Annotated in this window: 16 protein-coding genes and 1 pseudogene; 16 read left to right on the top strand and 1 reads right to left on the bottom strand. The window is 29.5% G+C overall.

The window, feature by feature from the left end:
- The first annotated feature begins 12 nt into the window (after nt 1-12).
- The 16 genes from moaA to trxB all read left to right on the top strand — a co-directional run bounded on the left by moaA (nt 13) and on the right by trxB (nt 11,569).
- Nucleotides 13-975, top strand: a complete 963-nt coding sequence (gene moaA, locus AJN70_RS02850) for a GTP 3',8-cyclase MoaA (protein WP_002868437.1) — start codon at nt 13-15, stop codon at nt 973-975.
- 2 nt (nt 976-977) lie between these two features.
- Nucleotides 978-1,721 carry a 7-carboxy-7-deazaguanine synthase QueE gene (locus AJN70_RS02845; protein WP_070295475.1) on the top strand — a complete coding sequence of 248 codons (744 nt, stop codon included), beginning with the start codon at nt 978-980 and terminating at the stop codon, nt 1,719-1,721.
- On the top strand, nt 1,718-2,299 hold the full coding sequence (locus AJN70_RS02840; protein WP_002851757.1) for a 6-pyruvoyl trahydropterin synthase family protein: 582 nt from the start codon (nt 1,718-1,720) through the stop codon (nt 2,297-2,299). The genes AJN70_RS02845 and AJN70_RS02840 overlap by 4 nt, the downstream gene beginning before the upstream one ends.
- Entirely contained in the window at nt 2,299-2,724 is a 426-nt protein-coding gene (locus tag AJN70_RS02835) for a c-type cytochrome (RefSeq protein ID WP_002851842.1), read from the top strand. Before AJN70_RS02840 ends, AJN70_RS02835 begins: the two co-directional genes overlap by 1 nt.
- Nucleotides 2,724-3,131, top strand: coding sequence for a membrane protein (locus tag AJN70_RS02830; protein ID WP_002851635.1), 408 nt, complete (start codon nt 2,724-2,726; stop codon nt 3,129-3,131). Before AJN70_RS02835 ends, AJN70_RS02830 begins: the two co-directional genes overlap by 1 nt.
- A gap of 1 nt (nt 3,132) precedes the next feature.
- Nucleotides 3,133-3,789, top strand: coding sequence for a 16S rRNA (uracil(1498)-N(3))-methyltransferase (locus tag AJN70_RS02825; RefSeq protein WP_002851903.1), 657 nt, complete (start codon nt 3,133-3,135; stop codon nt 3,787-3,789).
- A 78-nt stretch (nt 3,790-3,867) separates the two neighbouring features.
- Nucleotides 3,868-4,068, top strand: a complete 201-nt coding sequence (rpmE, locus tag AJN70_RS02820) for a 50S ribosomal protein L31 (protein ID WP_002860655.1) — start codon at nt 3,868-3,870, stop codon at nt 4,066-4,068.
- 2 nt (nt 4,069-4,070) lie between these two features.
- Entirely contained in the window at nt 4,071-4,895 is an 825-nt protein-coding gene (rsmI, locus tag AJN70_RS02815) for a 16S rRNA (cytidine(1402)-2'-O)-methyltransferase (protein ID WP_070233487.1), read from the top strand.
- A 13-nt stretch (nt 4,896-4,908) separates the two neighbouring features.
- Nucleotides 4,909-5,592, top strand: a complete 684-nt coding sequence (gene rlmB / locus AJN70_RS02810) for a 23S rRNA (guanosine(2251)-2'-O)-methyltransferase RlmB (RefSeq protein WP_070210175.1) — start codon at nt 4,909-4,911, stop codon at nt 5,590-5,592.
- Nucleotides 5,585-6,523 carry a membrane protein gene (locus AJN70_RS02805; protein ID WP_044778708.1) on the top strand — a complete coding sequence of 313 codons (939 nt, stop codon included), beginning with the start codon at nt 5,585-5,587 and terminating at the stop codon, nt 6,521-6,523. Before rlmB ends, AJN70_RS02805 begins: the two co-directional genes overlap by 8 nt.
- Complete coding sequence (locus AJN70_RS02800; RefSeq protein WP_044778707.1) at nt 6,517-7,323, top strand: hypothetical protein; 807 nt, start codon at nt 6,517-6,519, stop codon at nt 7,321-7,323. Before AJN70_RS02805 ends, AJN70_RS02800 begins: the two co-directional genes overlap by 7 nt.
- 11 nt (nt 7,324-7,334) lie before the next feature.
- Entirely contained in the window at nt 7,335-8,537 is a 1,203-nt protein-coding gene (locus AJN70_RS02795) for an LL-diaminopimelate aminotransferase (RefSeq protein ID WP_070295474.1), read from the top strand.
- Between the two features lie 3 nt (nt 8,538-8,540).
- Nucleotides 8,541-9,788 (top strand): homoserine dehydrogenase, encoded by a 1,248-nt coding sequence (locus AJN70_RS02790; RefSeq protein ID WP_044779792.1) that lies wholly within the window; start codon nt 8,541-8,543, stop codon nt 9,786-9,788.
- A complete protein-coding gene (locus AJN70_RS02785) occupies nt 9,788-10,126 on the top strand; it encodes a YraN family protein (RefSeq protein ID WP_002860970.1) in 339 nt (112 codons plus the stop codon). Before AJN70_RS02790 ends, AJN70_RS02785 begins: the two co-directional genes overlap by 1 nt.
- A gap of 56 nt (nt 10,127-10,182) precedes the next feature.
- Nucleotides 10,183-10,497, top strand: coding sequence for a thioredoxin (trxA, locus tag AJN70_RS02780; RefSeq protein WP_002778629.1), 315 nt, complete (start codon nt 10,183-10,185; stop codon nt 10,495-10,497).
- A gap of 133 nt (nt 10,498-10,630) precedes the next feature.
- Complete coding sequence (trxB, locus tag AJN70_RS02775; RefSeq protein WP_070233491.1) at nt 10,631-11,569, top strand: thioredoxin-disulfide reductase; 939 nt, start codon at nt 10,631-10,633, stop codon at nt 11,567-11,569.
- A gap of 37 nt (nt 11,570-11,606) precedes the next feature.
- Here trxB and AJN70_RS02770 read toward each other — a convergent pair.
- A pseudogene (locus tag AJN70_RS02770) lies at nt 11,607-13,345 on the bottom strand (PhoX family protein).
- Nucleotides 13,346-13,429: the final 84 nt, after the last annotated feature.

The following is a 13,429-nucleotide window of genomic DNA, read 5'->3' as shown; positions in this document are numbered from 1 at the left end:
AATGGAAAATAAATGCTTATAGATCAATTCGGTAGAAAGATAAATTATCTTAGAATTTCAGTTACACAAAGATGTAACTTTCGCTGCCTTTATTGTATGCCAAAAATTCCTTTCGATTATCAGCCAAAAGAAAATTTATTAAGCTTCGAAGAACTTTTTTTATTTGTTAAAGCAGCTATAGACGAAGGAATTGAAAAAATCCGTATAACAGGTGGAGAACCTTTATTAAGAAAAGATTTAAGTATTTTTATAAAAATGATTAGCGATTATAAAAGCGATATTGACCTTGCTATAACTACAAATGGATTTTTACTAAAAGACTTTGCTAAAGACCTAAAAAATGCTGGACTTAAACGACTTAATATTTCACTTGATACCCTAGATCACAAAAAAGCAAAAACTCTTGCGCAAAAAGATGTATTAGATAGTGTTTTATCTGGAATTGATGAAGCTTTAAATCTAGATTTGAAAGTAAAACTTAATACTGTAGCTCTTAAAAATTTAAACGATGATGAACTGATATCTCTTTTGGAATTTGCAAAATCAAAAAAAGCTCAAATTCGCTTTATAGAATTTATGGAAAATACTCATGCTTATGGTAAATTACAAGGATTAAAAAGAGATGAAATTATACAAATTTTGAGTCAAAAATATCAAATTCAACTTATAAAAAAAGATGAAAAAGCACCTGTGAGTATTTACAAGGCAGATGATTATGAATTTGGAATTATAGATCCTCATAGCCATGAATTTTGCGATTCTTGCAATCGCATACGCTTAAGTGCTGAAGGCTTGTTAATACCTTGCCTTTATTTTGATGAAGCATTAAGCATAAAAGAAGCGGTTCGAAAAGGTGATATTAAAGCCGCTGTAGAAATATTACAAGAAGTATTAAGAAATAAACCAGAAAAAAATAAATGGAGTGTTGTTGATAATGAAACCTCATCTCGTGCTTTTTATCAAACTGGAGGTTAATTTTGCAACTTGTTGAAAGTTTCTTAAGCATTCAAGGAGAAGGCAAATATAATGGAAAATTAGCTATTTTTATGCGTTTTGCTGGTTGTAATTTCAACTGTTTAGGTTTTAATGTAAAAATATCAAAAAACAATAAAACTCTCATCGGATGTGACACGATAAGAGCTGTTTTCACAAAAGATTTTAAAGAAAGTTATGAAACTTTAAATGCTAATGAACTTTTAAAAAGAGTGATAAAATTAAAACAAGGTTTTAATCCTATAGTTGTTATCACAGGTGGAGAGCCATTAATCCATTATGAAAATCCTGAATTTATAGAATTTATCCAAATGTTATTAAAAAATAAATTCGAAATACACTTTGAAAGCAATGGAAGCATAGAAATTGATTTTGATAGATATCCTTTTTACAAAGAATGTATTTTTGCTTTAAGCGTTAAACTCCAAAATAGCGGGATAAAAAAAGATAAACGATTAAATTTTAAAGCTTTAAAAGCATTTAAAAATTACGCAAAAGATAGTTTTTATAAATTTGTTTTAAATGCCAATACCCTTGATAATTCATTTTTAGAAATCAATGAAATTCTAAAAGAAGCTCCAAATCAAATTTTTTGTATGCCTATGGGTGAAAATGAGCAAAATCTTAAAAAAAATGCTCAAAAAATTGCTGAATTTTGTATTAAGAATGGTTATAATTATTCTGATAGAATTCATATTCGTCTTTGGAACGATAAAGAGGGTGTATGATTATAAGAAAATTATTTGAATTTGAAAACGCACACATTGTTAGATTTTGTTCTTCTAAGCGTTGCAAAAGTAGCATTCATGGACATTCTTACAAAGTTGAAGTTTTACTTGAAAGCAAATATTTAGATAATGCTGGAATGGTCTATGATTTTGGACTTTTAAAAACCTATATACGCCAAATTATTGATAGTTTTGATCATGCTATCACTCTTTTTAAATATGATGACGCAAAATATTTAGAAGAAATGAAAAAATATTCAAGTCGTTGGATTTGCCTGCCTGTTAATGTAAGTGCTGAAAATTTTTGTCGTGTATTTTTCATACTTATAGATGCTTTATTAAAACAAACAAAAATGGTAAATGGAGAACAAGGAGTGACTTTACAAAGCATCATTGTTCATGAAACAAGAACAGGCTATGCACAAGGTTTTAGAGAAGATGCCTATAGTGAGCTAATGCCAAAAATTTCACTTCAAGACATAGAATTTTCCAATGGCATTAAAGTAGAATGGAATGATATAGATTTTTATAACAAATTAAAAAATGAAGAAATTTTTATAAATCCAAAGGAGATTTAATGCAAAAAGCTAAAATTTTAATTGCCTTAAGTTTTTTTTTATTAGTTTTATCTGCCTGTTCTAATGATGAAAAAAATATTTCCAAGACTCAAAATACAGATCAAGAAGTAGTCCAAATAGAACAAAACGATGAAAAAACAGAATTAAGTGACTCCAACCTGCCTTTACCTGTAGATGATGAAGCACAAAGTTCAAATGATGAACATGAAGTCAATCCTAGTATTATCAACTCTTTATATAAACAAAAATGCGCCACTTGTCATGGAGAAAAAGGGGAATTAAAACCTAAAAACAGCACGGCCATTAAAACCTTGAGCAATAAAATTTTTATACAAAAAATAAAAACGATAAAAGATAAAAACCATAGTTTTTTAAGTGATGAACAAATTCAAAATTTAGCTGATTTTATAAACAAAGGAAAATAATGGATCAAAGTTACGAATTCTTTTTAGCTTTACATCTTTATAGTCTTTATGCGAGCGGTTTTTTAATGCTTTTTTATCTTATACTAACACAAGGAAATTTTAAAACCGAATTCATTTTTATTCGCAGAATACGATTATTTTTACCAATTTATTATTTATTTTTAGCTTTGATTATTTTTACAGGTTGTTTGTTATCAGCAATGAAACAATTTCAAATGAATGTCAATATCTGGGTAATGATTTTTTCTTGGATCTTAATTTTTGCCTTAGCAATTTTTCACTTTGTTTGTTTTAAAAAAGCAAGAAGATTTAGAAAATATGCCACTTTTAGATGGATTAGTTGTTTGATTTTACCTTTTGAAATTTTTTTATTGTTTTTGCCTTTTTTAATAGAAAGATATCTATAAAATGCAATTTTTGTATAACAAGCAAGCTGGAGAAGAGTTTATACAACTTCAAGGTGAAAACTTTAACCATTTAAAAGTAAGAAGAGTAAAGGAAAATTCGGAGCTAAATCTTAGAAATTTACAAGATAATTTTCTTTACAACTATACAATCACAAATTTAACAAGAAATTCTTGCACTTTAAAATTTTTAAACAAAAAATCACAAAATATAAAACAAAGTGAATTAAACTTAGCCTTAGCCATTATAGATATTAAAATTTTAGAAAAAACTCTACCTTTCTTAAATGAACTTGGAGTAAAAAAGTTACATTTGGTTTTTACAAATTTTTCACAAAGAAATTTTAAAATCGATTTAGAAAGATTTGAAAAAATCATTATTTCTTCTTGTGAACAATGCGGTAGAAATACTAAAATGGATTTAATTATCCACCAAAGCACTCAAGAATTTGTTCAAAAATTTCCAAATGCAATTATGGTTGATTTTCAAGGAGAACAACAAAGTCATTTCGATGAAAAAGAATTATATTTTATAGGTCCTGAAGGTGGATTTAACAATGATGAGAGATTATTGTTTAACCGGAAAATCTCTCTTAAAAGCTCTAATATTCTAAAAAGTCAAACAGCTATTATAGCTATAGCTTCAAAAATTTTGCTTTAACTTTTCTTAAATTAATCTCTTTTTTATGTTAAATAATTTATAATCACGGCTTATTGTTTTAATTTTTAAGGAAAACTAATGAAAAAAGAAATTCACCCAGAATATATAGAATGCAAAGTAAGTTGTGCTTGTGGAAATACTTTTACAACAAAGTCAAACAAAGCAGAATTAAGAGTAGATATTTGTTCAAATTGCCATCCTTTTTTTACAGGTAGTGAAAAAATTGTAGATGCTGCAGGTCGTGTAGAGAAATTTAAGAAAAAATACGCAATGCAATAATTATGCTTTATTTTATTCCTACTCCCATAGGAAATTTAAGCGATATTTCTTTTAGAGCCTTAGAACTTTTAAAGACTTGCGATCTTGTGTTTTGCGAAGATACAAGAGTAAGTAAGTCTTTGATTTCGTTATTAAATACCAAATTTCACACTGATATACATATTTCTAAATTTATAGCCTTACACTCCCATAATGAAAAAGAAGTTTTAGCAAGTATTGATTTAAAGATATTTGAAAAAAATGTAGCTTATTTAAGCGATGCAGGAATGCCAGGGATTAGCGACCCTGGAAAGGCTTTGGTAGAATTTGCACAAGAAAATAATATCACCTATGAAATTTTACCAGGTGCAAATGCAGCCTTAGTTGCTCTTGCAAGCTCAGCATTTTGTCAAAAAGAATTTATCTTTATTGGTTTTTTAGCAAATAAAGGCAAAGAAAGACAAAAAGATATAGAAAAAATTTTAAACTTTCCTTATCCAAGTATTATTTACGAATCCCCCAAGCGTATTTTATCTTTGATAGAACAAATTATGATTCTAGACAGCCAAAGAGAAATTTTTTTGATTAAAGAAATCAGTAAAAAATTTGAAAATAAATTTAAAGGCAATGCCAAAGAGCTTTTTGAAATTTTAAAAAAGTCTAATTTAAACGGCGAATGGGTTGTAGTACTGCAATCAAAAGAACAAAATTTTTTGCAAAATACTCTTTGTGAAAAAGATATTATGGATTTAGAGCTGCCTTTAAAAGCAAAAGCAAAATTATTATCAAAGTTCAATGGAAAAAATGCAAAAGAAATTTATCAAAAACTGCTTTTAAGTCAAGATTAGGTAAAATTTTAATATGATAGTTTATGGGAAGCAAATATTTTTTTATATTTTAGAATATCATAAAGACTATATCAATGAGCTTTATTTAGCAAAAGAATGTGATAAAACTACTTTTTCCAAAATCGCAAAATCAGGTTTTAAAATCAAAAAACTTGATTTTAAAACTGCTCAAGCTTATGCGAAAGGTGGAAATCATCAAGGTTTTTTGCTAGATATTAAAGAAAGTTCTTTTGCGAATTTAAATGAGATTAAAAAAAATGATTTTATTGTTATGCTTTATGGAATTAGCGATGTAGGAAATATAGGGGCTATCACGCGTACAGCTTATGCTTTAGGGGTTGGGGCTTTAATTTTTATTGGTGAAAAATTAGCCATGGAAGGAGTAATTCGCACAAGCAGCGGAGCGGCTCTTGATTTACCTATTGTGATAAGCAACGATGCTTTAAGTGTAATAAATGAACTAAAACAAGTGGGTTTTTATTTTTATGCGAGCGATGGCTCGGGAAAAGAAATTCACAGTGTAAAAATAAGCAATGGTAAAAAAGTTTTAGTTTTGGGTAGTGAGGGTTTTGGTTTAAGCTCTAAAATTGTAAAAAAATGCGATGAATGTGTGGGCATTGCGATGAAAAATAATTTTGATAGTCTTAATGTCAGCGCTGCTTTTGCAATACTTTGTGATAGGATGTTAAATGCTTAATTGGAAAAAAATACAAGAATTAAATTTAAAAGAAGTTGCAGCAAAAACGCAAATTGAACTTGATTTTCTTGAAGCTTTAGCAGAAAAGAATTTTGCTGTTTTAAGTCGTTTTAATGTTAAAGGTTTTGTTAAAATTTTAAGCAGAGAATACGAACTCGACTTTAGTGATTTTAATGAAGAGTATGAAGCTTATCTTAACGAAAACAATCCTACTCCACAAACAAAATCAAAAATGATAACCCCAAAACTAGATGCTTATAGTCAAAAATCCTCTAATGCTTGGCCTTTTTTGATTGTTCTTATTGTTTTAGTGATTATAGGAAGTGGAATTTATTATTTTGATACACTTAAAACTTTTTTCAAAGATGAACAAAATAATACTAGCACAACAGTTATAGATATCATAGGACAAGCACAAGAAAATTTAAAATCTTTAGGTGGAAATAATGTTGTTGTTATAGACAACAATAAAGCACAAGAAACAAATCAAACAGAGAGCGTTTTACCAAGCCAAAACATCTCGTTACAAGAAAATGATAAAAACATAAGCATAGAAAATAATATCAGTGAAAATAACACAACCTTACTCGATGAAGAAAAAAATACCCAAATCCAAGAAGACATAAATACACCAAAAACTGATTCTTTAAAAGAAGCACATTTTAAAACCTCTACCAAGATTTGGATAGGTTTGATAGATTTAAAAAGCCTTAAAAAAACAAGCTTTGTTAAAGAAAAAGATTTTAATATTTCTTTAGATAAAGATCAGTTAATTTTAACAGGAGCTGCAGCTTTAACAATGTTTGATCAAGAAAATAAAGAACAAAAATTTCCTGCAGGAATTTCAAAACGTTTCTTGATTAAAGATGGAAAAATTACAAGTATTTCAGCTGCTGAATTTGCAAAATTAAATAAAGGTAAAGAATGGTAAAAAAAATTATTATTCTTACTCTTTATGTTAATATATCTTTTGCAATCTCAAGTCTTGATTTGGCAAAAAATTTAGTAAACAATCCTAGTAAAAATTCTCAACTAGAATTATTATTTTCAAATAATTCTTACATAGATAATAATGGAAATTGTGATATTGCAAAAATATCTCAAATATTAAAAACCAATTCTTTAATTGCCTTAACACTATCAAATCCTCAAAGTCTAAGACTAAATTTTAAAGCAAAAGCTGATGAAGTTATGTTTTTTAAAATTTTATCCGATGTTTTAACAGATGCTGGATATATATATTTTATCCCTACAGATTTGATTTTAAGAGAAGGAAATATTGACTATACCATACAAGTAGAATCCCAATATGTTTTAGATCCTGGAACGCTTTACAATCTCTTAAAAGAAAATTCTGTCTATATAAATAATATTAAACGTATTGGGGCATATGACTATGAATATGATTTAAATTTTTCCAATGCTGTATTAAAAACCAATACAAATGTTAATTTAAATACTCCAAAATCATTAGAAAAACCCCTTAAAGACTATGTGCTTGATTTAAAAAATGCTACAAATTTGATTATTGATGCAAATGATTTAGACAATTGGTTTCCTAAAATCTTCTTTTTAGATAAAAATCTAAATCTAATTAAAGCAGTAAAAAGCGAAAATAAAAATAATCATTTTTCAGAACTTATTCCAAATGGTGCTATATATGCTATTGTAAGCGATATGTATAGTTTAGATAATATACGCAGGGGTTTAAAAATCACACTTAAAAAATAAAGGATTAAGAAATGTTTGATGAAATCCGTTTTAATACCATAGAAAGACTTCCAAATTATGTTTTCGCAGAAGTAAATGCGATAAAAATGGCAGCAAGACGTGCTGGAGAGGATATCATCGACTTTTCAATGGGAAATCCCGATGGTAAAACTCCACAACACATTATAGATAAACTTTGTGAAAGCGCTAACAAAGATAAAACCTCGGGATATTCTACATCCATGGGGATTTATAAACTTCGCTTAGCAATTTGTAATTGGTATAAAAGAAAATATAATGTCAATTTAGATCCTGAAAATGAAGTTGTAGCTACCATGGGTTCAAAAGAGGGTTTTGTAAATCTTGCAAGAGCGATTATAAATCCTGGAGATGTTGCTATTGTGCCAACTCCTGCTTATCCTATACATACTCAAGCTTTTATTATAGCAGGAGGCAATGTAGCAAAAATGCCTTTAGCTTATAATGAAAAATTTGAGCTTGATGAAAATCAATTTTTTGAAAATTTACATAAAACTTTAAATGAAAGCATCCCGCGTCCAAAATATGTCGTTGTTAATTTCCCGCATAATCCAACAACAGTAACTTGTGAGAAAAGTTTTTATGAAAGATTAATAACAATGGCAAAAAAAGAAAGATTTTATATTATTTCAGATATTGCTTATGCAGATTTAACTTATGATGACTATAAAACTCCTTCTATTTTGCAAATTGAAGGTGCAAAAGATGTAGCGGTAGAAACTTACACTCTTTCAAAATCTTATAATATGGCAGGCTGGCGTGTGGGTTTTGTAGCGGGAAATAAACGCTTAGTCAGCGCGCTTAAAAAAATAAAATCTTGGTTTGATTATGGTATGTATACACCTATTCAAGTAGCAGCTACCATAGCTTTAGATGGAGATCAAACTTGCGTGGATGAAATCCGTGCAACTTATGATAAAAGAATGCACATTTTACTTGAAGCTTTTGAAAATGCAGGCTGGAAACTTCAAAAACCAAGAGCAAGTATGTTTGTTTGGGCAAAACTCCCTGAAAGCAAAAGACATTTAAAAAGTTTAGAATTTTCAAAGCAACTTTTACAGCGTGCTAGTGTTGCAGTAAGTCCTGGGGTAGGTTTTAGCGAAGCAGGTGATGAGTATGTAAGAATTGCTTTAATTGAAAATGAAAATCGCATACGCCAAGCTGCACGCAATATCAAAAAATATTTAAAAGAGTAAGTTATGAAAGTAGCAATTCTTGGTTATGGCACTGTTGGAAGTGCAGTGGTTAAATTTCTTTTAGAAAACAATAAACTTATTCGTGCGAGATGTGGGCAAAGCATAACTCCTGTGATCGCTCTTGCTAGAAGTCCTAAAAAAAACGCTTTAATTCCAATTACTCATAGCGTTGAAGAAATTTTAAATGCTGATGTAGATGTTTTTGTGGAGTTAATGGGTGGAGTGGATGAAGCTTTTAAAATAGTGAGTGAAATTTTAAAAAAGAAAAAAGCCGTTGTTACTGCAAATAAAGCTATGCTTGCTTATCATCGTTATGAACTTGAAAATTTGGCTAAAAATTTAGCCTTTGGTTATGAAGCAAGTGTGGCTGGAGGAATTCCTATTATAAAGGTTTTAAAAGAAGGTTTAAGTGCAAATAATATTTTGGCTATAAAAGGGATTTTAAATGGTACAAGTAATTATATTTTAAGTTCTATGAGTCAAAAAAATATGAGTTTTAAACAAGCCTTACAAATAGCTCAAAATTTAGGCTATGCAGAAGCTGATCCAACTTTTGACATAGAAGGACAAGATGCAGCTCATAAACTGCTTGTTTTATCAAGTATCGCTTATAATCTTAAAGCTAAACCTGAAGATATTTTGATCGAGGGTATTAGCGAAATTGCGCCTGAAGACATGTATTTTGCTAATGAGTTTGAATTTACCATAAAACTTTTAGGTATAGCCAAGGTGCGTGAAGATAAAGTAGAATTAAGAGTGCATCCTACTATGATAGATAAAGAAAAAATGCTTGCAAAAGTCGATGGAGTGATGAATGCTATAAGTATTAATGGAGATTTATTGGGTGAAAGTTTGTATTATGGGGCAGGAGCAGGAGGAGAGGCTACTGCAAGTGCTGTGATTTCAGATCTTATGGATATAGCAAGAGATCAGGTAAAAGCACCAATGCTTGGTTTTGTGAATACTTTAGAATACGAGCTTTTAAGCAAAGATGAAATTTATACAAAATATTATTTAAGGGTGAAAGTTGAAGATAAAATAGGGATTTTATCTAAAATCACACAATTGATGAGTGAAAATAATATTTCTATCGATAGTTTTTTACAAAAACCTAAAAAAAATGATGAAAATTACAGTACTTTATTTTTTACTACGCATTTAACTTATGAAAAAAGCATACAAAATTTGCTTGAAATTTTACGCAAACAAGATTTTATAAAAACCAAGCCTTTTATGATGCGTATAGAATAATGGGTGTAAAAGCTTATTTAGATGGAATTTTAGGTGAAGATAAGGCTTGTAAATTTTTAAAAAAACAAGGCTTTGAAATTTTAAAAAGAAATTTCCATTCTAAATTTGGGGAAATTGATATAATAGCCCAAAAAGATGAAATTTTACATTTTATAGAGGTTAAATTTACTCAAAATAATTATGAAGTTTCCGAGCGTTTGGATAGAAAAAAACTTGAAAAAATTTTAAAAACTATAGAATTTTATCATCTTAAAAATGGAATTTCATCGGATTTTCAGATTGATCTGATTTGCATTAAAAATGATATGATACAATTTTGCGAAAATATAAGTTTTTAAGCTGATATTTAAAAAAATAAAATACAATTAGACAAAAATTAAAGAAAGGAAAAATTATGGGAAAATATATTGAATTAACAAGTGATAATTTTGCTCAAGCAAAAGAAGGTGTAGCTTTAGTTGATTTTTGGGCTCCATGGTGCGGACCTTGTAGAATGCTTGCTCCAGTTATTGATGAACTTGCAAATGACTTTGATGGTAAAGCTAAAATTTGCAAAGTAAACACAGATGAACAAGGTGATTTAGCAGCTGAATTTGGTGTTCGCTCTATTCCTACGCTTATTTTCTTTAAAAATGGTGAAGTTGTAGATCAACTCGTTGGTGCACAATCTAAACAAGCAATTAGTGATAAACTAAACTCTTTACTATAAACTAAAGGCTAGTATAACTAGCCTTCTTCTTAAAAATTTCAAATTTATACTAAATAATAATTTTTATTAACTACTATTAAGAATAATTTTTATATCATTATTAATAATAAAATTCAATATAAAGGAAATGTAAATGTTAGATGTAGCAATCATAGGTGGAGGTCCTGCTGGACTTAGTGCCGGACTTTATGCAACTAGAGGTGGTCTTAAGAATGTAGTAATGTTTGAAAAAGGTATGCCTGGCGGACAAATTACCTCAAGTTCTGAAATAGAAAATTATCCAGGTGTAGCCCAAGTTATGGATGGAATTTCTTTTATGGCTCCTTGGAATGAACAATGTATGCGCTTTGGTTTAAAACATGAAATGGTTGGAGTAGAACAAATTTTAAAAAATAGTGATGGAAGTTTTACCATCAAATTAGAAGGTGGTAAAACAGAACTTACTAAAGCTGTGATAGTTTGTACAGGTTCAGCTCCAAAAAGAGCAGGTTTTAAAGGCGAAGATGAATTTTTTGGAAAAGGTGTAAGCACTTGTGCAACTTGTGATGGATTTTTTTATAAAAATAAAGAAGTTGCAGTTTTAGGTGGTGGAGATACGGCTTTAGAAGAAGCTTTGTATCTAGCAAATATTTGTTCTAAGGTTTATCTTATCCACCGCAGAGATGAGTTTAGAGCAGCTCCATCTACAGTAGAAAAAGTTAAGAAAAATGAAAAAATAGAACTCATTACTAGTGCAAGTGTAGATGAAGTATATGGTGATAAAATGGGTGTTACTGGTATAAAAGTAAAATTAAAAGATGGTAGTATTAGAGATTTAAATGTTCCAGGAATTTTTACTTTTGTTGGTCTTAATGTAAGAAATGAAATTTTAAAACAAGACGATGGTAAGTTTTTATGCAATATGGAAGAAGGTGGGCAAGTAAGTGTTGATCTTAAAATGCAAACTAGTGTTGCTGGACTTTTTGCCGCAGGAGATCTTAGAAAAGATGCACCTAAGCAAGTGATTTGTGCTGCAGGTGATGGAGCTGTAGCTGCATTAAGTGCTATGGCTTATATAGAAAGCTTGCATTAAGATTTTATAAAGTTGCTAAAAGCAACTTTATTTTTATTTAGCTTCCTATCACTCCACCATCAAGTTTTCTTATCATCATTACACTCGATCTTGGCGTTTTTCCATAAGGAAAAGTACTACCTTTTAAACCTTCTCCTGGATGTTGTATGCCTACAAACATTGTAGTATAATCCTCACTAAAAGCAATCCCTGTTAATTCACAAGCAATAGGTCCTGTTAAAAAGCGTCTGATTTCCCATGCCTTCGTATTCATCTTTATTAGAATAAGATCCATCTATTTGTATCCAAAGTCTTCCATCTCTATCAAATTTAAGTCCATCAGGAGAATTAAATTTATTTTCACTTGTAATATTATTTGAGCCTTTATATAAGCCTTGTTGGTTATCAGGATTTCCAGCAAGAGCAAAAATTTCCCAAGTAAAATCATCGTCTTTATGAGAATTTCTTGGCATCCATTTTAAAATTTGTCCATAAACATTTTTAGTTCTTGGATTTGCTGCATTAGGTTTTTGGCGATTTTTGTTGTTCGTTAGTGTTGCAAATACCTCTTTAGAACCACTTTGTCTATGGCTTGCTATCCATTCACATCTATCCATGGGAGTTGCACCTACAATGCTTGCGGCAAGACGCGTATTGATGAGTACTTGAGCTTGAGACTTAAAACCATTTTTTTCATCTAGGTCGTTTTTGCCATATTCTAAGGCTATCCATTTTCTCTGTCCTTTAAAATCTCCCACATTGCCGTTAAACTGTCCTACATACAAAGTGCCTTCATCTAAAATTTTACTTGTATCAGCACCTTTTTTGTATTTATGTTTGCTAACAAATTTATAAATAAATTCATTCATCTCATCATCACCCATATAAACTATAACAGAACCATCTTTTTCTACGATAATTTCTGCATTTTCATGTTTAAAACGCCCTAAAGAAGTTCTTTTAACAGGTGTGCTTTTTGCATCAAAAGGATTGATTTCCACTATCCAACCAAAACGATTGGCTTCATCGATATTTTTAGCTCAATCGAATCTTTCATCAAATTTTTCCCATCCATAAAGACTAGTTTTGTTAAATCCATAGCGCTTAAAGGCATCATTAAATTCTAGATTTTCATCTGAACTTCCAAAAAATCGTCAAAATTTTCTTCACAGGTGATATAAGCTCCCTAAGGTATTTGTCCATTTGCATAATTTGCAAAAGTTCCATGAATAAATTTTTCATTTTTTAAAACTTCTTTTTTAGCTGCTCACTTACTTGCATTTTAGTGTTTACATCGATTCTGTGGTTATACTTAGAGTCTAAAAACAGTCCAATCATCATCTTTTTTTCGATTTCTAAGATACTCACACCCACACTAGCTTGCTCATATAAAAAAATATCTTCTTTGCTTAATTTTTACCATGATGATTAAATATGATTTCAGGATTTATATATTCATTATTAACGGCTAAAATTCCTCTGTTTTTTGAAAGTGGAAAAAATTCATACCATCATCATTATCTCCAAAAAACCAAATGAGCATTTTTAACCGCATTCATATCGATGATTTTATTTTTATCATAAGGTTTTGCTTTGCTAAAAAGTGGATCATCTCAAGAAATTAAAACCCTTGCTTCATAACCTTGTGGTGCTATAACTTTATCTTGTGTGCTTGCATCAACAACTTTAAAACCTAGAAAATCCTTATCCTTAAGCATAGCAGCACTTAAATTTGAACTTAAAAAAAGCCACCACAGAACCTAAAGCTGAACCTTTTAAAAACAATATTCTTTCCATTTATTTTTACTCCATTTAAAATTTAAAACAATGTCTTGAAATCAAAAGTGTTTCAAATTGGCAGAATTTATGTAAGAGTAAAAA

This window comes from Campylobacter sp. BCW_4341 (assembly GCF_001764255.1).
Taxonomy (GTDB): Bacteria; Campylobacterota; Campylobacteria; order Campylobacterales; family Campylobacteraceae; genus Campylobacter_D; species Campylobacter_D jejuni.
This window is presented reverse-complemented; position numbering and strand designations above follow the sequence as displayed.